At 42.5% G+C, this 22,994-nt stretch carries 24 protein-coding genes; 3 read left to right on the forward strand and 21 right to left on the reverse strand.

Features of this window, described 5'->3' with window-relative positions; all coding sequences use genetic code 11:
• Positions 1-4: 4 nt before the first annotated feature.
• From ACTNC6_RS09515 to ACTNC6_RS09530, 4 genes are all read right to left on the reverse strand, one after another.
• Complete coding sequence (locus ACTNC6_RS09515) at positions 5-2,464, reverse strand: hypothetical protein (RefSeq protein WP_441043947.1); 2,460 nt, start codon at positions 2,462-2,464, stop codon at positions 5-7.
• Positions 2,461-3,639, reverse strand: a complete 1,179-nt coding sequence (locus ACTNC6_RS09520; RefSeq protein ID WP_441043994.1) for a class I SAM-dependent methyltransferase — start codon at positions 3,637-3,639, stop codon at positions 2,461-2,463. Before ACTNC6_RS09520 ends, ACTNC6_RS09515 begins: the two co-directional genes overlap by 4 nt.
• Before the next feature lie 69 nt (positions 3,640-3,708).
• Complete coding sequence (locus ACTNC6_RS09525; protein ID WP_441043948.1) at positions 3,709-4,086, reverse strand: hypothetical protein; 378 nt, start codon at positions 4,084-4,086, stop codon at positions 3,709-3,711.
• 66 nt (positions 4,087-4,152) lie between these two features.
• Positions 4,153-4,851 (reverse strand): 5'-methylthioadenosine/adenosylhomocysteine nucleosidase, encoded by a 699-nt coding sequence (locus ACTNC6_RS09530; RefSeq protein ID WP_173742637.1) that lies wholly within the window; start codon positions 4,849-4,851, stop codon positions 4,153-4,155.
• A gap of 222 nt (positions 4,852-5,073) precedes the next feature.
• On the opposite strand from ACTNC6_RS09530, the gene ACTNC6_RS09535 reads away from it, so the two are divergent.
• Positions 5,074-5,319 (forward strand): TIGR03905 family TSCPD domain-containing protein, encoded by a 246-nt coding sequence (locus ACTNC6_RS09535; protein ID WP_173742638.1) that lies wholly within the window; start codon positions 5,074-5,076, stop codon positions 5,317-5,319.
• A 54-nt stretch (positions 5,320-5,373) separates the two neighbouring features.
• Here the strand turns inward: ACTNC6_RS09535 and ACTNC6_RS09540 are convergent, their stop codons facing one another.
• On the reverse strand, positions 5,374-6,981 hold the full coding sequence (locus tag ACTNC6_RS09540) for an MBL fold metallo-hydrolase RNA specificity domain-containing protein (protein WP_441036731.1): 1,608 nt from the start codon (positions 6,979-6,981) through the stop codon (positions 5,374-5,376).
• A gap of 372 nt (positions 6,982-7,353) precedes the next feature.
• Positions 7,354-7,755 carry a hypothetical protein gene (locus tag ACTNC6_RS09545; protein WP_019160540.1) on the reverse strand — a complete coding sequence of 134 codons (402 nt, stop codon included), beginning with the start codon at positions 7,753-7,755 and terminating at the stop codon, positions 7,354-7,356.
• A 126-nt stretch (positions 7,756-7,881) separates the two neighbouring features.
• Here ACTNC6_RS09545 and ACTNC6_RS09550 point away from each other — a divergent pair, with 126 nt between their 5' ends.
• Entirely contained in the window at positions 7,882-8,943 is a 1,062-nt protein-coding gene (locus ACTNC6_RS09550; protein ID WP_441043949.1) for an undecaprenyldiphospho-muramoylpentapeptide beta-N-acetylglucosaminyltransferase, read from the forward strand.
• A 20-nt stretch (positions 8,944-8,963) separates the two neighbouring features.
• Here the strand turns inward: ACTNC6_RS09550 and ACTNC6_RS09555 are convergent, their stop codons facing one another.
• Positions 8,964-9,479: an RNA polymerase sigma factor gene (locus ACTNC6_RS09555; RefSeq protein WP_441035882.1), complete on the reverse strand. Its 516-nt coding sequence runs from the start codon at positions 9,477-9,479 to the stop codon at positions 8,964-8,966.
• A 1-nt stretch (position 9,480) separates the two neighbouring features.
• Complete coding sequence (locus tag ACTNC6_RS09560; RefSeq protein WP_441043950.1) at positions 9,481-9,894, reverse strand: HIT family protein; 414 nt, start codon at positions 9,892-9,894, stop codon at positions 9,481-9,483.
• 113 nt (positions 9,895-10,007) lie between these two features.
• Here ACTNC6_RS09560 and ACTNC6_RS09565 point away from each other — a divergent pair, with 113 nt between their 5' ends.
• A complete protein-coding gene (locus ACTNC6_RS09565; protein WP_441035879.1) occupies positions 10,008-10,688 on the forward strand; it encodes a sensor histidine kinase in 681 nt (226 codons plus the stop codon).
• On the opposite strand, the gene ACTNC6_RS09570 is transcribed toward ACTNC6_RS09565, so the two are convergent.
• The 13 genes from ACTNC6_RS09570 to ACTNC6_RS09630 form a co-directional block, all read right to left on the reverse strand.
• Positions 10,680-11,336, reverse strand: a complete 657-nt coding sequence (locus ACTNC6_RS09570) for a rhomboid family intramembrane serine protease (protein ID WP_441043951.1) — start codon at positions 11,334-11,336, stop codon at positions 10,680-10,682. The two genes, ACTNC6_RS09565 and ACTNC6_RS09570, sit on opposite strands and share 9 nt — an antisense overlap.
• Positions 11,337-11,417: 81 nt before the next feature.
• On the reverse strand, positions 11,418-12,779 hold the full coding sequence (locus tag ACTNC6_RS09575) for a DUF6382 domain-containing protein (RefSeq protein WP_441035878.1): 1,362 nt from the start codon (positions 12,777-12,779) through the stop codon (positions 11,418-11,420).
• 1 nt (position 12,780) lies between these two features.
• The gene (locus ACTNC6_RS09580) at positions 12,781-13,215 is read right to left on the reverse strand and encodes a TadE family protein (protein WP_441035876.1); all 435 of its coding nucleotides are present in this window, start codon (positions 13,213-13,215) and stop codon (positions 12,781-12,783) included.
• A gap of 4 nt (positions 13,216-13,219) precedes the next feature.
• Positions 13,220-13,636 carry a prepilin peptidase gene (locus tag ACTNC6_RS09585; RefSeq protein WP_173742647.1) on the reverse strand — a complete coding sequence of 139 codons (417 nt, stop codon included), beginning with the start codon at positions 13,634-13,636 and terminating at the stop codon, positions 13,220-13,222.
• Positions 13,637-13,723: 87 nt separating this feature from the next.
• Positions 13,724-14,287: a hypothetical protein gene (locus tag ACTNC6_RS09590; protein ID WP_441043952.1), complete on the reverse strand. Its 564-nt coding sequence runs from the start codon at positions 14,285-14,287 to the stop codon at positions 13,724-13,726.
• Between the two features lie 268 nt (positions 14,288-14,555).
• Complete coding sequence (locus ACTNC6_RS09595) at positions 14,556-16,037, reverse strand: DUF5702 domain-containing protein (RefSeq protein WP_441043953.1); 1,482 nt, start codon at positions 16,035-16,037, stop codon at positions 14,556-14,558.
• A gap of 30 nt (positions 16,038-16,067) precedes the next feature.
• Entirely contained in the window at positions 16,068-16,247 is a 180-nt protein-coding gene (locus ACTNC6_RS09600) for a Flp1 family type IVb pilin (protein ID WP_019160529.1), read from the reverse strand.
• A gap of 47 nt (positions 16,248-16,294) precedes the next feature.
• Positions 16,295-17,335 carry a type II secretion system F family protein gene (locus ACTNC6_RS09605; RefSeq protein WP_441043954.1) on the reverse strand — a complete coding sequence of 347 codons (1,041 nt, stop codon included), beginning with the start codon at positions 17,333-17,335 and terminating at the stop codon, positions 16,295-16,297.
• The gene (locus tag ACTNC6_RS09610; RefSeq protein WP_173742651.1) at positions 17,335-18,108 is read right to left on the reverse strand and encodes a type II secretion system F family protein; all 774 of its coding nucleotides are present in this window, start codon (positions 18,106-18,108) and stop codon (positions 17,335-17,337) included. The genes ACTNC6_RS09605 and ACTNC6_RS09610 overlap by 1 nt, the downstream gene beginning before the upstream one ends.
• A complete protein-coding gene (locus ACTNC6_RS09615; protein WP_441043955.1) occupies positions 18,105-19,295 on the reverse strand; it encodes a CpaF family protein in 1,191 nt (396 codons plus the stop codon). Before ACTNC6_RS09615 ends, ACTNC6_RS09610 begins: the two co-directional genes overlap by 4 nt.
• The gene (locus ACTNC6_RS09620; protein ID WP_173742653.1) at positions 19,292-20,302 is read right to left on the reverse strand and encodes a hypothetical protein; all 1,011 of its coding nucleotides are present in this window, start codon (positions 20,300-20,302) and stop codon (positions 19,292-19,294) included. The genes ACTNC6_RS09615 and ACTNC6_RS09620 overlap by 4 nt, the downstream gene beginning before the upstream one ends.
• Positions 20,299-20,814 carry a prepilin peptidase gene (locus ACTNC6_RS09625; RefSeq protein WP_441043956.1) on the reverse strand — a complete coding sequence of 172 codons (516 nt, stop codon included), beginning with the start codon at positions 20,812-20,814 and terminating at the stop codon, positions 20,299-20,301. Before ACTNC6_RS09625 ends, ACTNC6_RS09620 begins: the two co-directional genes overlap by 4 nt.
• 215 nt (positions 20,815-21,029) lie before the next feature.
• A complete protein-coding gene (locus ACTNC6_RS09630) occupies positions 21,030-22,994 on the reverse strand; it encodes a glycoside hydrolase family 127 protein (RefSeq protein WP_173742655.1) in 1,965 nt (654 codons plus the stop codon).

A 22,994-nucleotide genomic window follows, 5' to 3' on the forward strand; every position in this document is an offset into this window, starting at 1 on the left:
TTCTTTATTCCTGCACTGCCTGCACCGCTTCAATATATGTGATAAATATATTTCCCGCTTTCTGGAACAGATCTGTACTATCATTCATACCATACGGATACGTCTCCTTTTTTACAGGATCATACAGATACGTATTGTACTCATCATATCCTACAATCACCACACTGGTGTTATCTCCTGTCTTGGCAATCACAGGCCTCTGGGCACTTACCTCATACAACACACTGTCAAGACTGCACCCTGAAAGATCGATCACTGTACCAGTCTTTCTCAATTTCTTTTTCAGTATTTTTTTATCCAGAGTCCCCTCCAGTACTATATCAGGGATTTCCATGGTATCCAGCTGTATCTTTGTTTTTTTGTTACCTCTCTCCCATACATACTGCTGAGCACGGTTCAGAACAACCCCTCCCTGTTCATCAGCTCTCTGTACAGCTTTTGCCGGATCTGTCCAGGTACTGTCAAGCCCGCCTCTGGCATATACATAGTAAGTTGATTCCTGAGGGATCTGCTTATCCAGACTGATAAACTCTTCTTTTGTATTACTGATCTTTGCATAGAATGCAAGAGGATTTTCTGTCTGAGCAGTTTCACTGAGCACCAGCTTTACCCGCACCCCTGTGCGTGATGCAGAAATGAGCTCAATCTTAACATTATTGGCTGCTGCCTTTCCGTTATTCATAATCGTATCTTTTTTCTGCACAGTATAGGTATCCCCGGATTTTGCTGAAAGCTCAAATTCTATCAATGTATTTCCCACAGAAATATTGGTAATATACAGACCATCCCTATAATATTCCTTCTTCACATTTCCATCAAAATCCTCAATACGCAGAGTTTGAATTCCCTCTGATCTATGTCCGTTGGAATCCGTAAGAATATCGGACTTCTGCAGAATTCCATAAACCAGATCTTCATTGATAAACCCTGCTGTCCTAAGTCTCTGTCCTTCCTCGCAGGTAATCGTACGGGTCTTTTTCGTATCAAAATCAATTTCCCGGATACAGCCTTTTGAATCTCCCTCTGTGACCAGCCATGCAGCATGATCATTATTATCAGAAGCTACAAAATTATCATATTTAATGCCTTCTTCCAGAATCTCGTAGGAATTACCTTCTATATCCACCTTATACAGATTCTGGGCAAAAAGAAGGAAAAGCTCATTTTGCTCATTTACATATGATAATTTTCCCAGATCTCTTTTCAAAAACTCATAGGATTCGGATATAGGAATAAATGCCTTTTCCTCCACCACATTCTTATCACTGTTAAAATGATATACGACCAGACCTTCATAGCCTTCATGAACTCCCCGGTTCATATATCCATAAAGAACAAAATCTATATCCCCCTCATCACTGACTCTCACAATCTTGATATTGTGTTGATTTCTGGAATCTCTGAAATCCCCATCCTCCAACTTCCGGAAACTGAATACCCGATTTACTTTACTGCTACCCGGAGCATAGGACCACAGGTCTCCCTGCTGTGTAAAAGCAACTACTGTACCACTGTCATTTGACAAATACTCTACATCCTTATTTCGCACTCCCAGAATCACACCATCTTCTGAGAACACCGCTGTTTCCGGATCAAATATCTGATTCGCTGACCTCTGAAAATCCAACAGCCGGATTCTGGAATCCATGTATCTCATTCTGTAAAATTCCTCTACATCATATACTTCTGTAATCTCATTTTCATTCTGAGAAGTAAACTGATAATCTATGGAAATACTTGCAGTGATCTCATTAATATCCTTGATAACAGGGATTCCTTCTTTATATATCTGCGGCTTCAGGGTTCCCCAGCTCACCTCTCCCAACGTAGAATTAATACTGATATTGGAATAATTGGTAGCTACACCTGTTGTATCCGGTTCCAGATAGCTGGCCAGATCATCTGCCGCATTTTTATCCATACTGGTCTCGTAGAAATACTTTACAAAAGCTACATATTCTCCTGCATGCACCTGAGCTCTTGCCACTATTCTGGTATAATAATATATTTCGCGTCCGCCTGTCACCAGAGTAATCTGCATAGAATACTCCTGGTTCATTCTCAGGTCACTTCCGATTTCTACGGAAGCCCGAAGGTTCTGACCATCCGACTCCAGCGCTTTGATCTTTTTATTCTCCAGAACCTTGCTTCCATCCGATGTACGAATTTCATAAGAAAAGCTCTGAACCTCTGCCCCATATGGATTTACCACAAAAGTCAGCTTCTTAGAAGTATCCAGTGGTGTTACACTGTCTCTGGTAAAATCCGCCTGCATAGGCTGGGCATATCCATACATCCTGTTTGCCAGCGTACCATCCAGATCTACCATAACTTCAGGAAAAGCAGCCTCATTAAAGTCCGAACGATCATCTGTAGCCGTTCCATTCAGCAGCAGAGCTGTTCCCGACACTCCGGCGAGAAAAATACAGAACAGGATCAATATTCTGGCAATCACCTGTTTCATATCATCTCCCCTTCCTCAATTATTTCCAAGAGCCTGTCCAGAGTTGGATGAATCTCCAGTTCTTTCATCATTCTCTCTGTTTTGTTCTTTGCAGAAACTTTTTGATTCCCTGCAGACTTTTGGGTTTTCACAGCTCTGATCAGCAGGTTTTTAGGCGTATGCTCCATATCTATAAACTCCAGAAGCTGTGTTTCATAACCTCTGCTCTCCAGGAGATTGGCACGTACCCCGTCTGTAATCAGCGCTGATATTCTCTCTTTCAAAATACCGTACCGCAAAACCGGTTCCAGCATTTCATTTTTTATCTGTCTGTTCACCTCATGCTGGCAGCACGGCACAGAGAGGATCACTCCTGCTCCCCACTGTACTGCCTTAGCCAGTGCATAATCTGTAGCCGTGTCACAGGCATGAAGAGTTACCACCATATCTACAGAAGATACGCCCTCATATTCAGCAATATCCCCCTGGTAAAAATGCAGCTTCTCATATCCATATTTTTCTGCCAGCTTATTACATTTTTCAATCACATCTGTTTTCAGATCCAGACCAATGATATTTACGTCATACCCCTTTATTTGCCGGAGATAATAATACATGGCAAAGGTCAGGTAGCTTTTTCCGCAGCCAAAATCCAGAATTGTAATTTCTCTGTCCCTGGCAAGCTGGGGCAATATATCCTCAATAAACTCCAGAAACCAGTTAATCTGTCGGAATTTGTCATATTTTGAAGTAATAATCTTGCCTTTCTCATTCATTACACCCAGATCTTCCAGAAAGGGCACCGGAACACCCTCCTTCAGGATGTACTGCTTCACCCGGTTATGAGCCTGAATCTGCACAGGTTCACTTACCGGATGTTTTTTTGTTTTTACAGTCATTTTCCCCTTTTTACTCACCAGAACCGTTCCATCCAACCGTCTTCCCCTGGCCTGAAACTGTCCAAAATGATCTGTGATCTCTTTTTCCAGATATTCGATCAGCTGCCCTTGAGTATAATTTTTATGAAAAATCTTCGTACCCTCAGTAGCAGAAGCCTGATAACAGATTTGATTTTTCAGCTTTACCGGTCGGATTTTCACCCTAGAGGGACCTGAAGCACTCCGACTTCCACTTAAAACAGCCTGTATCAGATCTTCATTAATTTGTTCTTCTAAATATTCTCTTAAATTCTTCATCATTTCTTTATCTATATCAATAAATCTTTAAGTTACTGTCTGACAGAACATGCATACAATGCAATGTCCTCACCAGTGATAAAAGGTTCCTCTGCAGCGTTTTCTCCTGCAGCGTCTCCTGCAGATTTCCTGCCCCAAAAGCACATGTACCAGTTCATCCAGAAAACAGCTCTGCTCTGCCTGGGCTTTTATCTCCGGTTTCATACTCTCTTTAATCTTGCTGCACAGATGATAAAACATATACTTATCCGGATATTCATCATATATCCTGCTTCCCTCATAATCCAACAGGTGGCATTCTTCCTCCACCCTTTCCTGAATTTCCTGTACAATCCGGGGATAATAGGATTTCATCAGTTCAAATTCCTCTTCCTGCATTCTTTCCCCCTGATACAACATTGGATTGGCATATGCAGCATAAAACGGAAAATATTCATCATAATACATATCAAGATCCTGCATTTCTTCTGATGATCTATTTCAGTATATGTAATATTTTCCGTAAAGTGCCTGTTACAGTTCCTGAATCATTCTGACTGTAAGCTTTACACTGTGCTCAATGGCTGCCATTTCAAATTCTGCATAGTCCATATGAGCGCTTCCATCTGCCTTGTCAGAAATAGCACGGACTACCAGGAAGGGAATTCCATTGAGATAAGCGGCCTGTCCAATAGCAGCACCCTCCATTTCCACTGCAAATCCGCCAAATTCAGAAACAATGGCATCCTTTACTCCTTTATCAGAGATAAACTGGTCTCCTGAGCATATTCTCCCTTCAAATACATTGATCTCAGGATTTACTTCCCTGCACACCTCCATTGCCAGCTTGCGCAGTTTCTCATCTGCAGGGAAGGAAAATTCCTTCATCTGCGGAATCTGGCCTTTTTTATAGCCAAATCCCACTGCATCCATATCATGATGCAGCACATCTGTGGAAAGTACAATATCTCCAATATTAACATCATTATTCAGACTTCCTGCAATTCCTGTATTGATCACAGCTTCTGCTCCATAAATATCTGCCAGAATCTGTGTACACATTCCAGCATTCACTTTACCAATTCCAGAGCGTACAACTACAACTTTCTTTCCTTCCAGAATTCCCTCATAAAAATCCATGGATGCCTTTGTTGTAATTTTTACCTCTTTCATCATTTCCTTGATTCTTGATACTTCCTGCTCCATTGCGCCTATAATACCGATACATTTCATAATCAAAACACCTCTTCTTTTTTATTTTTACGCCTGTCCGGTTCAGGACAAACAAATATAAAGTACCTGTTTACACATTGCATTTCCTATTATAACAAAAGTTTAATTTATATGGAAACTTTTTTTATATTCTGCTATAATATTCAAGGTTATAAATATAACTTTTTCTGCCAGGCAGATAAAGGACAGCAGAAAGCACTATTTTTCACAGGAGGAAAAATCATGACATACAAAACTAAGGGTGTCTGTTCACAGGCAATTTATTTTGATGTAGATGAAGATCATAAGGTTCACAACGTTCAGTTCGAAGGTGGATGTAACGGTAATACCAAAGGAATTGCCGCTTTAGTAGAGGGCATGGATGCCAACGAAGTAATCAACCGTCTGGAAGGAATCCAATGCGGTTTTAAAAACACTTCCTGCCCGGATCAGCTTTCCCAGGCATTAAAACAAGCTTTAAACCAGTAACTCAAGGAATAAAACACAGGCAGGTCGGAGAATTCTCTCTTTCCTGCCTGCTTTTCATCTGTCCCATTTGTCACACAACGACTGGATATCTCTGGAAAAACGTTCCAGGTCCTTATTGGGAATTCCCTCATTTTTCTTAATAACAGCCAGGAGCCGATAGCCAAGAGAAAGAAGCTTTTCAAAGGCACGGGCAGCCTTGGATGCTTTCGGGGAAGCAGAAACCTTTTCTATCTTCACACCTGTGGCCTCATAAACACAGGTATTCTCTGTCAGGTCATAGATGGTTCCGCTAAAAGGTGCCATCGTATCATAACCCAATTCTTCATGCAGACGTTTTGCAAAAATTTCTGTCACTTCATCATTTCCATGAGTAACAAATACCTTCTTTGGTTTTTCCTTAAATGCCTTTGCCCATTCCATCAGGCCATTCACATCCGCATGTCCGCTGATTCCCGGCATATTACAGATGCGTGCCGCCACATGGATAGACTCTCCAAAAAGCTTTACATCCTTTGCTCCTTCAAGCAGGGCTCTTCCCAGTGTTCCTATGGCCTGATACCCAACAAACATCACTGTACATTTTTCATTCCACAGATTATGTTTCAAATGATGCTTAATGCGGCCGGCATCACACATGCCGCTGGCTGAAATGATCACCTTAGGTTCATCATCAAAATTGATTGCTCGGGAATCATCACTTGTCACAGAAATTTTCAATCCCGGGAAGCTGATAGGATTAATTCCTTTATTGATCAGCTCCATTGCCTCTTCATCAAAACAATCATACTTATGCTCTGAGAAAATGGTTGTGGCTTCATTTGCCAGAGGACTGTCCACATATACCTCAAAACCATCGTGACCATGTATCCTTCCTTCAGCCTTGATCTGACGGATAAAATACAGCATTTCCTGTGTTCGCCCCACTGCAAAAGAAGGAATCACCAGATTTCCACCTCTGTCAAAGGTTTCCTGGATCACTTTCGCAAGAAGCCCTACATAGTCCGGTTTCTCTCCGTGGCTTCTGTCTCCATAAGTAGACTCCATAACTACGTAATCTGCCATATCCAGATACTCCGGATCCTTAATCAACGGCTGGTTTATATTTCCGATATCTCCGGAAAAAACTATTTTTTCTTCCTTTCCATTCTCTGTCACTGTCAGCTCAATACTGGCAGAACCCAGTAAATGTCCTGCATCAATAAAACGTACAGAAATTCCCTCTGCCGGACTGAAAGCCTTGTTGTAGGGACGTCCTACAAAATTCCGGATCACTCCCATTGCATCTTCCATGGTATACGCAGGTATATATTCCGGTTTCCCCTGTCTTTTTCCCTTTCGGTTTCTCCACTCTGCCTCAAACATCTGAATATGGGCACTGTCACGAAGCATAATATCACACAGATGGCTGGTAGCTTCCGTAGCATATACAGGTCCCTGAAACCCTTTTGCATAAAGGGCCGGCAAATTTCCCGAATGATCCATATGCGCATGAGTAAGAAGAACAAAATCCAGTTCTCCAGGTGCTACGGGAACAGGAACATTTTCATAATAATCCTCTCCCTGTTCCATTCCACAATCTACCAGAAATTTCCGCCCCGCAGCCTCCAGATAATAGCAGGAGCCTGTTACTTCATGGGTTGCACCAATAAAAGTAATCTTCATAAAAACCCTCCTTTCGGACTTTTCTTCTTTATTGATATATTATACACTACAACAAAAATGATTAACAGATTTTTTCTGAATATTTTCAACATAAAAAATGGGAACTGAAAATATCAGTTCCCGATTTTCTATGTCTGCCGCGGATTTTTATAAAACATTGCTGGTATTTTAATAAATTCTCACGCAGCAGACACTTTGGGACAGAACGGTAATAGATTTTTGCAGATATCCGGCCATTGATTTCATTCTGCCTGCAAACGTTTTCTCTAAGTGACGTTTCCGCATAAAACAAAGTTTTTCATAAAAACAAGCCGGAACTTTACCACTGTAAAATGCCACTACATATATTATACGAATCAAACCACCTAAATATCACACAATCGTAAAAAAATTTTTTATATTTGCCAGTAAAGTCATTCCTGTAAGAAAAGCCATCATAAACCCTGCTGCCAGAACCCCACCTCTTTTTACCAGCAAATGGGTTCTTTTTCGTTTTTCTGTCTCCAAACGCAGGGCTTCCATTTTCCTGTTCCAATCTTCAAAATTTATGATCGCATCTTCAGAATATCTTTCTCTGTACTGACCTTTTCTCTTCAGGCTTGCCATCAGGTGATCATATCCGGCCTTGATTTTCTCCTCAGCTTCCGGTTCTGATTCCTCCTCAGGGTCTATACCAGCAGACCGTAATAATCCTGCTTCCATCTCTTTCGCTTCCCGGATATATTGCTCTTCCAACAGTTTGTCTGCTTCTTCATCACTTATTTTTTTTCTCATTTTATACTCCCTTATCCCTTCTGTGCTTTTTCTTGACATTTTCTCCCCATAGGTTCATATTAGTAAGAGAGATACAGCCTGCCTTCAGGCTGACTATTGTATTCAGAAATTATCAGGAGGCTTTTTATGAAACATATCGTACTCACCGGCGGTGGCACTGCCGGACATGTTACTCCAAATATTGCACTCATTCCACGACTGAAAGAACTGGGATATGAAATTTCCTATATCGGTTCCTATGAAGGTATCGAGAAAAAGCTGATTGAAGACATGCACATTCCATATTACGGAATCTCTTCCGGCAAATTAAGACGTTACTTTGATGTTAAAAATTTTACTGATCCTTTCCGCGTTATAAAAGGATTTGGTGAGGCCAAAAAATTATTAAAACAGTTAAAACCGGATGTGGTTTTTTCCAAGGGAGGATTCGTAACCGTACCGGTTGTAATTGCAGCCCGCAAATGCCATATTCCGGCCATTATCCACGAATCAGACATGACACCCGGACTGGCAAATAAAATATGTATTCCTTCTGCCGCAAAAGTATGCTGTAACTTCCCTGAAACCGTGCAAAGCCTCCCTGCTGACAAGGCAGTCCTCACAGGTACTCCTATCCGCGCAGAACTGTTAAACGGCGACAAAGAGGCCGGACGAAAATTCTGCGGTTTCAGTTCCGATAAACCAGTTCTGATGGTTATCGGCGGCAGTCTGGGTGCAGCATCCGTTAACCAGAACATCCGTCTTATCCTTCCTGAACTTTTGAAGGATTTCCAGGTAATCCATTTGTGCGGCAAGGGCAAACTGGACGAAAGTCTTGTCAATACAGAAGGTTATGTACAATATGAATATATCAGGCAGGAACTGGCTGATCTGTTTGCTCTGGCCGATGTTGTCATCTCCCGTGCCGGTGCCAATGCCATCTGTGAAATCAAAGCCCTGAATAAACCTAATCTTCTGATCCCGCTCTCTGCAAAGGCAAGCCGCGGAGACCAGATTCTCAATGCCCGTTCCTTCCAGCGTCAGGGCTTCAGCATGGTTCTGGAAGAAGAAGAAATTACAGACAAATCTCTTCTCAACGCAATCAGAGAGCTTTACCATAACCGCCAGTCTTATATTGACGCAATGTCCGGCAGCAACACCATTGATTCTATTGAAAAAATCACTAATCTGATCCAGGAATTATCATAAGACTGCAGTTCACAGCAATACTATAACTTCTGATATTCTTTTAACAGCCATCGCTTCGTTCGCAGAACAATATTATTCACATTATTTTCAGTAGTGTGAAACTGCTCTGCGACGATGCGTGATGGAATATGATAGATTTTCACCCTTACATATATTTCATAATTTCGTTTATTTTTCTTTCGAAGCTTCCGGAAAATAAAATGTAAACCGTCTTTTGTACTTAAAGCCTCTATGCTCTCTTCCACATTATCACAGCCTGATATCGCTTCGTTATTTTCCAGCAGCTCAGAACTGGCATACTCATGCTGCCTGTATCCTTTTTTACAATAATCTTTAGCTCTGTTTACAGACATTTCCCTGATCATCGCACCCATGGTTTGCCTGTTAACTTTATCTTGCTCCATGTGGTATAAGGTTTCAAATATATCCTGACAGACATCCTCTGCCTCAGCTTCGTTTTTCAAGATCGTCTTCGCCGCACGCAATGCAATACCACGGTATCTGGCATAAAATTCCCAAAATTCCGCGTCATCCATATCAGCTGAACTGTGCCTTTACCTTCTCCAGAATTTCCTCTTTTGCCTCATCAGTAAGAGTTCCCGGTGTCCATGTAATTCCTACAGAATCTCCATTATATCTCGGAATCAGATGCATATGAAAATGGAACACTGTCTGTCCTGCACATTCTCCATTATTCTGCACAATATTAAAGCCATCACAATGTAATGCACCAGTTATGACACGTGCCATTTTTTTTGCCAGGATCATTGCTTTTGCTGCCAGTTCGTCTGAAATCTCATAAATATTTGCGGCATGAGCCTTTGGCAGGATCAGTGCATGTCCCTTGCTTGCAGGGCCCAGATCCAGAATCACTCTGAAATTCTCATCCTCATAAAGAGTTGCTGCCGGAATTTCTCCACCGGCGATTTTACAGAAAATACAATTATCCATTTTTAATTCCTTCTTTCTATTTTTCTGTGTCGATTTTGTACGAATTTTCCACTGCGAAACAGATTGCGAAGCTTTGGTCTGCAATGATACACTTTTTTCTGAGGTGATCATATATGCAGACAGAAACTATACAAGAGTCAGCAAAATTAAAGCAGAATTTTCAGTTCACACTTTCCAGGCTTGGACATGAAATCCGTAATCCCATAGCCCTCATAAGCAGTGAACTTCAGCTCATGGCCTCTTCCCATCCGGAAGTATGCCGGTTTGAACAATGGGATGATCTCATGGACAATCTGGATTACATAAAAGAGCTATTAAATGAGCTGTCAGATTTCAGTCATTCAGGAACGGTCTCCCTTACCCCGGTAAATATCACAGAATTCCTCAGTACAATCATCGCCTGTGAAAAACATACACTGGATTATCTGGGTATCACTCTGGAAACTCATCTGGAGCCCATCTCCTCCCCTGTACTGATTGATCGTATAAAAATGCGTCAGGCTCTGCTGAATCTCTTCCGGAATGCCTGCGAAGCCATAGCAGCACCAAGGGGCAGAATTACTGTCCGCCTGACAAGAGTTGATGATTGTATCTGTATCTCTGTGGCAGATAACGGATGCGGGATGACCAGGGAACAGATACAGAAAATCTTTACACCCTTTGTCACCTACAAGCCATCCGGCACTGGTCTCGGCCTGGCAGTAACAAAGGAAATCATCACTGCACATCACGGAAGTCTGACCGTAGACAGCGCCCCAGGCCAGGGCTCTGTCTTTAGGATTTTTCTAAAATAAATCCTCACTATTCCGAAGATTTTTTCCCGGATGATACAAAAGCATGCATAAGAGAAAGCCACAGATCATACCACCCACATGAGCCGCATTATCCACTCCCTCACTGGCAAATCCAAAGTAAAGAGAGAATCCAGTCATAATAAGGATCTGCCTGAGGGAAAGATCCTCTAGCCTTCCTCTGCCTCGGATCACCACATAGACCATGGCTCCCATCACTGCAAAAACAGCGCCGGAAGCTCCTGCCGAAATACCAAACTCTCCGGTACCCATTTCCAGGAACATACTAAGGATATTCCCTCCGATTCCACCCAGAAGATAGATCAACAGATATTTAATCCCACCGGCCGTACGCTCCATACGCCCACCCAGTACAAATAATACCAGCATATTATTCCCCAGATGTCTCGGTCCAAAATGAAGAAACATACTGGTAAACAATCTGTAGAATTCTCCATTAATCACTGCAGGTGTATACGCAGCCCCACACTGAAGCATATGTCCGGTGTTTTCTGTTCCACCAGTAAATTCTACAACCAGAAAAACCAGTACATTAACAAGGATCAGAAATACTGTCACCGGTTCTTTTTTTAATTCTTCCACACCTGACCTCTTTTCATCCTGTTTTATCCTGCTGTCACAGCAATTCATAAATATCAGATCAGGGATTAGATATCTTACATCCCTTCCCTCATCATATAAATTGTATCAAAAAATCCTGATTTTTCAATCTTATTTCAAAAATATATATCTTGCCTGGGCAAAATCTACCTCATCCTCTTCCTGCAGCCGATATTCTTCCTCAGGAAGCAGAAGTCTTCCGTTCACAATCGTCCCGTTTCTGGAGTTCATGTCAGATAAATAATATTCTTCCTCTCTTTTCCTTATTTTGGCATGAATCCGGCTTACTGTAGGCAGATCGATCACTGCATCACAGGCGTTTTCCAGTTTTCCTATCACTGTCAGTTCCTCCTGCAGATAGATAGGAGCCAGTTCTCCGGGTTCTCTGCTCACCAGACTTGCCGGTCCCGAAACAACTCCTGCAGACAGTACCACCGTCTCACCAAAATCCTCCTCCTTTTCCTTGTGTAGACTTTTTTTCTCCATCATCATTTTTATAGTATCATCTGAACCCTCCTGCAATATTTCGTTTACCGGCGGCCGAACAAACTTTTCCGATAACTGTGACTTTTCCCTGCTCTCCTTCTGTGGTTGTTTATAAACATCTTTTGCCTTTCGGATTATCACTACAGCCAGCATAATCCCACCCATTCCTGCCAGCACAATACCCAAAAGAACACTTATATCCTGATGAGGAAGATATCCCCCGGAAATCGCCATGGTAACACCTGCCAGAGCCAGCAATATCAAAACAAATACTGCCACTTTTTTTCCAAATAATTTATGGCTGTCTGTTTTTTCTGCCTTGTCTTCCCGCCAGAAATTCTCCGACATTCCAGATGACTGCATAAGGTTTTCTTCCCCGGTTTCCTGTACAGATATTTCCCGGGAATCTTTTTCTGTTTCTGTCTTTATTTCTTCTTTATTATTCTGTTTACGATATAATTCTTCTTTAATATGCTCCAAATGAAAACTGTTTTCCATAGTTCTTCTGTAAACACCATACCCAAGGACCACAGCCTCACCATCTTCATGGTCAATCTTCGGCAGTATATATTCAATCAACAGCTGAAACTGTTCCTTAATATCTTTGTCGTATCCCGGCATCAGACAGAAAAAAAGTTCCTTTTTTTCATAGTCTGCAAAAATATACTGCGGCTTCAGAACCAGCTGTGCAGGATTGATCAGGTACTCCGCAGCTTCCTCCATAACTTTGACAAAGCCTCCAAAAATCAGCCGAAGATCTTCAATTCCCATTTTTTTCTCTTCATATAAGGTGCTGACCGCCTGTTTTGAGGTAATATCAAAATACATCATAAATTTCCCATCCACCCCCTGAATCCTGCATTTCAGAAGAGAAGGTATAATGTTCCCCACCAGCATACGAACCTGATAAGAATCCGTATTAATATCTTTCTCACCATATAGAATCAGATAGTTATGATTCATATCTCTTTTATATTCTGCTTTCACCCTACTCCCCCGTTCCTTCAAGTACTGCTTTTGCAGCTCTGATCTTACGGATATGACTTACAGGATCTATGATTTCGGCTTTGCCCTCTGTTCTCATATGCCAGTTCAGTCCTCCATAAACAGATATTGTATCCAGATCATAGGTAACCTGTACTTCCTTTCCCACATTGGTCTGAGTTGTCAGGTTTTCCGCTCCGAAAAATCCGGTACTTCCCAATTTCTCGCTACACATTTTGGCAGTCTCATATACCTGTCCGTTTTTCTTATTTCCTTCCATGCTCCCGCTCAATGCAGATTCATAGGCAGCCGCTGTAAGCCATGCTCTGTTATGGACAAAAAAACTCAGATAAATCGTACCAAAAAGTACCAGCAGAATTAAGGGCATAACGCATGCAGTTTCCACTGTAAAACTTCCCTTTTTTATCTTTTCCACCATATTCCTACCTCCACAAAAACAATTTTCCCAGATATCCCAGCATCAGAAAAGGTACAAACGGAATTTCCGTATTTCCTTTTTTACGAAATAACCACAGCAGAATACCTGCCCATGCCGCGCTGATCAACATAGCTGCAAACAGCATGGAAAAAAATTCTTCTGGCATCAGGACTGTGCCCAGAGCAAGCAAGATCCATCCGTCCCCCATTCCCATAGACCCTCTGGTAATGACACTTATTCCAAGAAAAGAAACACCTGTCATTATGGGCAGAAGCCGTTCTATAGAAACAATTCCCCTGTACACAGTCCAAATCATTCCCGCTGTCGCCAACATGGCAGCCAGTACCAGTGATATTTCTCTTTTTTTAATATCCAGCCAGGAATTCAGGCCCAAAAAGACCAGCACGCAAAACTCTCTCACAATTACGCCTCATCTCCCATCATTTATAACTATTCTCTTAGATATGACTTATGTCTTCCTCAACTCTGTCTCTGCAGTCTGTCAGTTTCATCCGCATCTGCTGCAGCATTTCATCCCTGAAGTTTCCGTTTCCTTCACCATCCTGACTGTGCGTTTTAAGCCACTGCATGTCTCCAGGTTATGATAATGATTTCCCTGCTCTGTAACAAAAACCACACCTGCAGGCTTTTGGTTTCTACTGCAGGTCTCACAGGCAGTATAGTGTTCTCCATACTGATTATTTGCAGCCAAAACAGAAGTACCGGGAATCTGTTTTAACGAAACATTCAGATAACTACAACCGGGATCCTTATGATATACACTTCCGGATTCTGTAATATAAACCATCTTTTCCGGTGTACTTTCATTTCCACTGTCCCCTTCAAAAGTTCTCCCTGTCCAGGCATGCACTTTTACATGATTGTAAATCACAACTTTTGGCAGGGGAACCAGACCGCCAAAAGGCTCATAGCTGTAAATATCCGGCAGAGTAATATCCTCCGCGCTGCTTTCTCCTGTAAGGTACGCATACATTCCGGCCTGTTTCGCCTTTGTACATAACTGACTAAGATGCTCCGTCTGTACCTTATAAATATCCATAAAGCAGATCATGGTCAATATTCCCATAAAAAACAACGGTAATACAAATGCAGTCTCAACTGCCAGACTGGCCCTACGCCAGCCAGAGATGCAAAAAGATGCCTTTACAGAAAGCTCACATCTTTTTTTCGGGGGGAAAAAGAACAGATTTGTACGAAAACTTAGAGAGCGGTTTCTCCTTTCATAGATTATTTCTTTTTTCAGAACATTTCTTATACTTAGTTTATTTCTTCTTTTCTTCTTTTCTTTCTGTAAAAGCACCTTTTTGCACCTCTTTTCACTATTCATAGCAATATTGACGTATCACCTGAAAATCTTTCTTTTTATTTTCCTTCACATCAGCAAACGCTTCCAGTGCCACAATGCAGGAATCCATACAGAAATTCTTTCTTCCTTTCTCCCGGATTGTATTCTCGATCATATCCATAGCACGCATTACCTTTTTTTCTTTGGATACTGTCAAAACCAGCACCTGCAGATAATCTTTATAAGACATTCCCTTCTCGTCATTTCTCCGCATAGAATCCAGTCCTTCCATAAGATCAGGAAGGTTTTCCAATGAAATCTGCCAGTCCCCAGAGGATTTTACCAGCGGGATCCTCCCCCCTGCAAACAATTCCCTGACATCTAGTACGCTTTCCGCAAAAGCCCAGCACAAAATCAGAGCTGCCTCAATAATTACAGCTGCCGGCGGAACCAGAAATCCTGACGCAATGGCTGTTGCCAGCGCCTGAGCCTCTGATCTTTTCACATTATCCGCCATTAAACATGCAAAATTCACTCCTTCCCGGATAAATAATAATTTAGATGCTACTGCTTTCAGATTGTCCTCGTCACTGTCTTTCCCTCCGAAAACATATTCCATCTGATATGCCAGTCCGGCTGAAGAAGGCTCTGCATAGCTTCCCAGATGCTCCATAAGATACTGCTGAAAAAGGACTTCTGAAGTATAACTGTTTTCAACCGTCATTCCATCCGGCATCTCCATACCCTGCTGCAGACCTCGCCCGGAAACAAGAGTTCCTTTCTCAATCTCCTTTGTTGACAGCCCATTTCCACCTGGCAGTACTAATTCCAGTACTCCCCTTTTCATAATTCTTTTCATAATAGTGATGGGATTTTTTGCAGGTGGAGCCTGTGGAACGATCTGTGTATCTCCGCTTCCAAACTCTTCCCCTCCCTGCTCCTGATTTCTGGCTGCTTCTTCAGCCGCCTGCTGACTTTTTTCAGATGCCTGATTCATCTCTGAATCATATCGATCAATAGACCCTTTTGATTGTGCCTGATTTGCAGACTGATCTGCCTGAGCTGTTTTTTCCTGTCTTTCTGACATTCTGCCAAGGAGGAGCTGTATCCCCTGACTTCCCAGTGTTTCCTGCATATACCCTACAATCTGCTGATAAAATGCTTCTCCCTTCTGATCTGTCAGCAGCCGATATCCTGTCAATCCGCTTTGACATAGCGTAAGCTTCTGACTGTTCTGCTTCAATACAGGATTCATATAAGCTTCCAGTTCATCGCAGACAGCAGCCAGATCCAGCTGCCCACCTCCTCTGGAACCATCCAGGGCAAACAGATCATAATCTGTCAGCAGCTCTTTATCATATTGTCCAAACAATGAATATAATCCAATATCCATACCATTAAGGATCTGGGTTCTGGCTGATGCCATGCGTACTGACTCAATACTTGCACATATCAGTGACAACAACAGACTGAGGATCAATGTCAGAAAAACGGTAACGCTTCCTTTTTTTCTCATACAGAAAATGCACCTCCTCCTTGCTGTACATCAGATAGAATTACTTTGTTTCGCTATCTTGGAAAGAAGACTATTCACCAAATTTGTGATCTGCTCTTTAAATATAATTACAAGGCCGATCAGCACCACCAGTATGAGTATAATCTCTACTACACCCACAGCATCCTCTTCCTTAACAAAATCCCATACCCATTCTTTCAGTTTCTTCATTTCTCTACTCTTCCTCCGTCTTTTCTGCAGGCATCACCCTCTGATTCCTACGCACCTCCATAAAAAGAAAGAAATGCCGGAATCATCACGATTGCCATTACTACAATCAACATCAGCATCATAGGAAACAACAGCTTAGTTGCAGCTGCCTCTCCCAGCACCCTGGCCTTTCGTTTACGTTCCTCCCAGGCTTCCACAGACTCCCGTTCCAGCATATCTGCCATCTGACGGCTTCCTTTCTGCAGATTCTGGATCAGCAGCGTAGCCAGAGTTTTATATTTTACCTGTCCACATCTTTCTCCAAATCTTCGATAAGCTTCTCCTTCGGAGACACCGCTTTCCATCTCATAACAGACTACACAGATTTCCTCATAAGCTGCCCTTTTTATAGATTTTTTCTTTCTTCCGTAATCCAGGGCGATTTTCTGAAATGCTTTTCTGACCGTCATTCCCGCCTGTACCAGCAATGTAAATTTCATGATCAGCCCCGGATAATCCATCAGAAGCTCTTCCTGTCTTTTCTGGAGCTGAACCTGTTCTTCTCTGCCTTTCATTACAAGCACTATCATAGCAGCGATCAGAAATATTCCTGTCAGCATTTTTCCGGACGTATCAGCAGGGCTTATCCACTGAAGCTTTTTCCCGTTCCACTGCTCTGGCAGGTAATAATAATCAGGATCTCCCTTTTCTTCATTATAACGGGCAATTTCTTCCATGATGTCCTTCTGTTCCTGCTCCTTTGCCGTCAGCTTCTGAGTCTGTTCCTGTTCTTCCTGTTCCTGTACCTCTTTCTCCGGTATCTGTACATACAGGGTATCTGTCTTTTCTCCATCCACGGATACCACAAACTTCTTCTCATATGAACCCGTATCCTCCTTTTCCAGTCGATATCCCCGTGAATACACCTGTTCACCGCTTCCGGCTGTAAGCATCATCCCCAGAAGATTGCCTGTAACGGCTACCATTGCGAATAGCCTGATTCCTTCTTTTCCGCCAATTCCGGAAGAAGGAATCCACTTCATTCTCCACCCCAGCAGCAGAAGCAGAATAATAACAAATATAACAATATGTACCCACATCTCTGTCATTACACCTCAATATCCACGATTTTTCTGCCCATCCAATATGCAGCAGCATAAATAGCAAGGCAGATACTCATAGCGGCAATTCCAAAGGGATTTCCATAAAGAACACTTAAAAAACCAGGGGAAGTCATCTGAAGATATACAATGATTCCCGCAGGCATCAGGCTCATAATCATCTGTTCCGATTTCTTTGCAGCCAGCGTAGCTTCTATTTCTTTTTTTACATCAATCTTATCTCCCAGCATCCTGGACACCTTTTGCAGTACCTGATTCATATCTCCGCCTGTGCGCTTGGCTGTGTAAAAAACAGATGCAAAATTCTCAATATCTTCTACCTGGCTCCGCTCTCCAAAATCCAGAAACAATTCCTCCAGAGGTACACTGACATGCTGCTGGCTTTCAATATAGCGAAACTCTTCTACCACATCTGCACCTCTTCCATAAAGCCGTTCCAGATCACGGGTACAGGCTTTCACCGCACTTTCCACAGAATATCCGGCATGAACTGCCACACTTAAAGATGTCAGTGCATCTTTAAACTGATAATTCAGCCTTTTCCGTCTCTCCCGGATCAATCGGCTCTGCTGCCATTTCAGATAAAACAGACTCACTGGTACCATAAGTACAAGCAACCATACATTTCTGTAAAACAGATAATCTACTGCCATACATAAAGCAGCTGCCTGTCCCAGATATTTCACACTCTCTTTCAATGAAAAATGGTAATGATCATAATCCTTCTTTGCATAGCTTTGTTCTTTTCTTTTCCCTTTCATAGTTCAATCCCCGCTCTTTCCAATTTTTCCATATGCAGAAGATCTGCTGTTTTTACCAGCCCTTTTCCCTCCTGCCACTGGTACAACGGCCTTGTCTGGATTTCTCCTTTTTCAAAGCCACATACCTCTGTTACTTCCAGCAGCTTTCTCGATCTATCCCGCATTCTTCCCAGATGTATAAGGATATCTACCCCTGAGGCAATTTGTCTGCGAATTGCCTCCAGAGGAAGATCCACACCCATCAGAACCATTGTCTCCAGCCTTGAAAGCATATCGCGGCTGCTATTGGCATGGGCAGTAGAAAGGGAGCCCTCATGCCCTGTATTCAGAGCCTGAAGCATATCCATTGCCTCTCCTCCCCTCACCTCGCCCACAATGATCCTGTCCGGGCGCATTCTCAATGCCGACCGGATCAGATCACGGATAGTTACGGACGCTGCCCCTGCCATATTGGCCATTTTGGCTTCCAGACGCACCAGATTGTCAATTCCCCTGATACGAAGCTCTGCATTATCTTCTATGGTAATGATTCTTTCATCTCGGGGAATATATTCCGACAAAGCTGCCAGAAAAGTAGTTTTACCGCTTCCTGTACCTCCGCCGATAACCATGGAATATCTTGCCTGCACCAGCTTTTGCAGAAATCCGGCACATTCCGGAGTAATACTGCCCAGACTGGTCAGCTTCTCCATGGTAATAGGATGCTCCGGAAAACGCCGGATTGTCAGAATTGGTCCGTCTAATGCCACCGGATAGATGACCGCATTAACTCTGGAACCATTCTCCAGTCTGGCATCCACAATAGGCATGGATTCATTTACTACTCTGTTACACTTACCAACAATCTGTTGGATTACATCCTCCAGTTTTTCTCTAGAAGTAAAACTTTTGTGCCATTTCATCAGTTTTCCTGCCCGCTCCACAAAAATCGTATCCGGGCCGTTTACCATAATCTCTGTCACAGTTTCATCTTCCACCAGTTCCTGCAATACATCCAGCTTGCGGACAGAATAAAACAGCTCCTGCCGCAGCCGCACCTTCTCCTTTAATGCAAGCCTCATGCCTTCTGTCTGATTCAGGATCAGTTCATCGATCACATCCAGGATTTCCTTATCTGACAGTTCTCTGGAAAGATCCAGCTGCTCCATCAGCATCTGCCGCAGCCTTCCAAATATTTCTCTGCTCATTCTCTTTCCTTTCTCAATATCTCCCTGACATAATCTCCCAGCTCACTCCACATCAGCTGTTCAATATAGTTGGGAGAGGGTGCTGTAGCCATATGAAAGGGCGGTTTTATTTTCACTGTCTTTTCCAGGATCTGCGGAAAGTCCCAGATACGTACCAGATTCTCAAACTGCGCGATCTTGCACATTGAGACAGCATCAGACAGTACAGGCATATAAATCCTTCTACACAGGTCAAGAAGCTGAAAATTATCATCAATTCCACTTCCCATATCCAGTACGACCACCTCGTAAGAGCTTTCCGTGGTGATCATCTGAATCAGCTGCTCCCAGTCCTGCCAGGCTGTTCCCCTGATGTCTGCCGGCATCTGCACAGGGGGAATGTAATCCAGATTGCCTATGGTCTGTACCATACTGTTCATCTTGTGAAGCAGATTCTGATTATCCTGTCTGACATAATAAAGAAGATCGCTCAGATTATGAGCAAATCCTTTTCCCAGCAGCTCTTCAAACCCTGAATATTCTTCCATATTCAGATATAGAACTGCCTTATCTTTTGCCAGTATCTGTCCAAGCGTCAGTGCAAAGGAGGTTTTCAGGCAGCGTCCCAGAGGTGAAAACACTCCCAGTATTTCTGTGGTCTTTTTTAAAACCCTATACTGAGGTGTTGTTTTCTTTTCTGCTCCATAGCATTCCATCACTTCACGTATCACATCTGAAGAAGACTGATATTTATATACACTGGGATATTGATCAAGCTCCGGAGGATGTACTCCCTCCGAAAGTATAATGATTTTCCCGATATCTAATTCCCGAACCTCCCGGCACATAGCCCGTCCGGAAATCAACAGCAACTCTATATGTGTTTTTTTTCCATAGGAGATCAGGTTCTCTACTGCTGTAAAAGCCTGAATCTCAAAAGGAATATTCTTCTTCTGATTCAGATAGTCCATGAAATTCAGGGCATAGTCTACCTCCAGGTCACAGACTGCGAATATATTCTTCTTCAATAGATTCCTCCTGCATACAACAAAACACTTAGAAATATGGGAACCGTAAAATGAAAATTCTCAGGAAGTGAAATATCTTTTTTTCCATAGGAAAGAATTTGCTTATTTTTTACAGTATTCTCAAGATAGCTTATAAAATATCGGATTCTTTCACAGAAATTGTGCTCAGAAATCAGAATAGCCAATGAAATGCAGGCTCCGATCATAAAAGAAATACAGATACACTTCAGAATTTCAGAAAAACCCATCACGCTTCCCAGCGCACAGAAAAGTTTGATATCACCAGCTCCCAGCATTCCAAAAACAAACAGAACGGCCAGAAACAACGGAGCTCCGCTTCCCATAAGGAAAAAACGGATTCCCGAAACTCCTCTTTCCCGGATGCAAAGAACAAATCCCACAAACATAGAGAACAGGATCCATCCATTATCAACCTTTGCCGTCCGAAAATCCATGATCATTGCGGTACCGGCAATCACTACGGGAAAAAGGTAACTAAAATCATTCAGCATCACCTCACTTTTTCACATATCCTGTAAATATGCGCTATTTTCCCTTTAAAGACATAAGATGATCTATGCCCGTTTTCTCTTTTGTATTTTAAATTAAAAATAGGAATTTCCCGCCGAACCGGCGGATATGATTACCAGAAGATCTCTGGTGAGTTTTATTATAGGGCCGGACTTTTGATTTGTCCAGCCCTTTTTTCATAAAAATAATTAAAAAATTATAAACCTGTTTTTATCCAGACCTGCATCTCCCCTGTTCCTCTGTTATTCCAGAGATAATAAGGCACTGCAACAAGCTCTGTACTTTCTCTGGAAGCACAGTAGGTAGTGTAAAGCTTATCCGTATCAGGTACCTGTGTTCTGCTGCCTCTGGCCTTCAATGCCACATAGCCTCCCAACTCAGATTTTTTCTCTTCTGTAAGTCCTGCGTCTGTATCCACTGTCAGCTCTGCCAGATATTTTCCGTTGTCTGCCTCTTCCAGACAGTAGACTAAAGGTCCCCGCATGATCGCAGCTCTGCCCAGATCATAATGAATTCTTCTGTTTGCACAGATGAAACGTGGCTGCATGTCAAATTCCAATTCAATATAAGCAGCTTTTTTCCAGCAGCGTGAAATCAATGCATACCCATTTTCCACCTGATCCGGAGTAATCTCTTTGCCATCCAGCCGCAGAGTATAATGTTCTGCCCATCCCGGAATACGGAATGCCAGTCCGATTTCACGGTCTGAATCACTTTGTACTGTGAAATTAATCTTTCCGTTTTCCGGATAAGAAGTATTCTGAGTAATGTTCAGTATACTTTCGCCAACCTGGATTTTCCCATCTCCTGCTATATAAAGATGTACATTCACCCGATCTTCTGAAGCTGTATAAATATAATCCCATAATCCTCCGATAAGGCGTGCAATATTAGGAGGACAGCATGCACATGCAAACCATTTCTGCCGTTCCGGCTTCACATGATGGCGCTGGGTATTGTCTCTGCATACCTCAGGCACAGATTCCAGCGGATTTACATAAAAGAAACGATTGCCCTCATAATTCATTCCCCCAAGCACTGTATTGTAAAGTGCCTGTTCTATCACATCTCCATAAACAGAGTCAGTCTCTGACATCAGCATTCTCTGAGCAAAAAAGATCAGGCCAATAGAAGCACAGGTTTCTGAATAATTAGTGTCATTAGGAAGATCATAATCATTGGTAAAGGCTTCTCCTGAATTAGTGGCACCAATTCCTCCCGTGATATACATCTGCTTTTTCACAATATTATCCCAGATTGTCCGGCAGGCTGCAAACAGTTCTTTATCTCCTGTCTTTCCGGCCAGATCTGCCATGGCAGTATACATATACACAGCGCGTACTGCATGTCCCACTGCCTTTTTCTGCAGACGTACCGGACTCTGGAACTGATTGTAATAATTATACGGATACTGATTATAATACCTGTTTGGTTCCGGTGTTCTGGCTTTCTCCCAGAAGCTGACATGGTCTCTCTTTTCAAATTCTTCCTCAAAGAAGTGATTGGTTCCTCTGGTATTGATAAAATATCCTGCCAGATTTAAATATTTCTCATTCCCGGACAGATCATAGAGCTTTAACAAGGCAATCTCTATTTCCTGATGTCCCGGATAGCCATGAAGCTTACCTTCCTCAGGGCCAAAAACTCTGTCCAGATAATCCGCCAGTTTATAAGCAATCTGAAGGATTTTCTCCTTTCCTGTTGCCCTGTAATAGGATACTGCACTTTCAATAAAATGTCCGGCACAATAGAGCTCATGGCATTCCAGTACATTCGTCCATTTTTTATCCGGTTCCTCAATGGAAAAATAAGTATCCAGATAACCGTCCTCTTCCTGGGCTTCTGCGATCAGATCAATGACAGCGTCTGCTTTTTCCTCCAGCTCAGGATCCCTCTCCAGCATCAGGATATTGCCTACTGCTTCCAGCCATTTATATACATCACTGTCCTGAAATACCTGTCCATAAAAATGCCCTTTCATTTTGCCACCGGCAATTCTCAGATTGTCAATGGCATGGCTGGGCTCAGCATCCTCTCTTCGGTCATTTAAAATATCCCACTGATAGGGAATTACCATATTTTTTACCAAATCAATATAACGGTTCCAGAAGGAGTTGCGGATTACGCACTCCTCCTTCTGAAGCAATCTGTTTTTATTCAT

Source organism: Blautia sp. HCP3S3_C4 (genome assembly GCF_052064095.1).
Taxonomy (GTDB): Bacteria; Bacillota; Clostridia; order Lachnospirales; family Lachnospiraceae; genus Blautia_A.

Coding starts and splice junctions, on each gene's coding strand:
- ACTNC6_RS09625 (WP_441043956.1), bottom strand. CDS start 20,814: ATGCTGAATGATTTTAGTTACCTTTTTCCCGTAGTGATTGCCGGTACC.
- ACTNC6_RS09570 (WP_441043951.1), bottom strand. CDS start 11,336: ATGAATTGCTGTGACAGCAGGATAAAACAGGATGAAAAGAGGTCAGGT.
- ACTNC6_RS09605 (WP_441043954.1), bottom strand. CDS start 17,335: ATGACAGAGATGTGGGTACATATTGTTATATTTGTTATTATTCTGCTT.
- ACTNC6_RS09520 (WP_441043994.1), bottom strand. CDS start 3,639: ATGAAGAATTTAAGAGAATATTTAGAAGAACAAATTAATGAAGATCTG.
- ACTNC6_RS09560 (WP_441043950.1), bottom strand. CDS start 9,894: ATGGATAATTGTATTTTCTGTAAAATCGCCGGTGGAGAAATTCCGGCA.
- ACTNC6_RS09530 (WP_173742637.1), bottom strand. CDS start 4,851: ATGAAATGTATCGGTATTATAGGCGCAATGGAGCAGGAAGTATCAAGA.
- ACTNC6_RS09610 (WP_173742651.1), bottom strand. CDS start 18,108: ATGAAAGGGAAAAGAAAAGAACAAAGCTATGCAAAGAAGGATTATGAT.
- ACTNC6_RS09595 (WP_441043953.1), bottom strand. CDS start 16,037: ATGAGAAAAAAAGGAAGCGTTACCGTTTTTCTGACATTGATCCTCAGT.
- ACTNC6_RS09550 (WP_441043949.1), top strand. CDS start 7,882: ATGAAACATATCGTACTCACCGGCGGTGGCACTGCCGGACATGTTACT.
- ACTNC6_RS09525 (WP_441043948.1), bottom strand. CDS start 4,086: ATGTATTATGATGAATATTTTCCGTTTTATGCTGCATATGCCAATCCA.
- ACTNC6_RS09590 (WP_441043952.1), bottom strand. CDS start 14,287: ATGATCTGCTTTATGGATATTTATAAGGTACAGACGGAGCATCTTAGT.
- ACTNC6_RS09535 (WP_173742638.1), top strand. CDS start 5,074: ATGACATACAAAACTAAGGGTGTCTGTTCACAGGCAATTTATTTTGAT.
- ACTNC6_RS09580 (WP_441035876.1), bottom strand. CDS start 13,215: ATGGTGGAAAAGATAAAAAAGGGAAGTTTTACAGTGGAAACTGCATGC.
- ACTNC6_RS09615 (WP_441043955.1), bottom strand. CDS start 19,295: ATGAGCAGAGAAATATTTGGAAGGCTGCGGCAGATGCTGATGGAGCAG.
- ACTNC6_RS09545 (WP_019160540.1), bottom strand. CDS start 7,755: ATGAGAAAAAAAATAAGTGATGAAGAAGCAGACAAACTGTTGGAAGAG.
- ACTNC6_RS09515 (WP_441043947.1), bottom strand. CDS start 2,464: ATGAAACAGGTGATTGCCAGAATATTGATCCTGTTCTGTATTTTTCTC.
- ACTNC6_RS09600 (WP_019160529.1), bottom strand. CDS start 16,247: ATGAAGAAACTGAAAGAATGGGTATGGGATTTTGTTAAGGAAGAGGAT.
- ACTNC6_RS09540 (WP_441036731.1), bottom strand. CDS start 6,981: ATGAAGATTACTTTTATTGGTGCAACCCATGAAGTAACAGGCTCCTGC.
- ACTNC6_RS09630 (WP_173742655.1), bottom strand. CDS start 22,994: ATGAATAAAAACAGATTGCTTCAGAAGGAGGAGTGCGTAATCCGCAAC.
- ACTNC6_RS09565 (WP_441035879.1), top strand. CDS start 10,008: ATGCAGACAGAAACTATACAAGAGTCAGCAAAATTAAAGCAGAATTTT.
- ACTNC6_RS09555 (WP_441035882.1), bottom strand. CDS start 9,479: ATGGATGACGCGGAATTTTGGGAATTTTATGCCAGATACCGTGGTATT.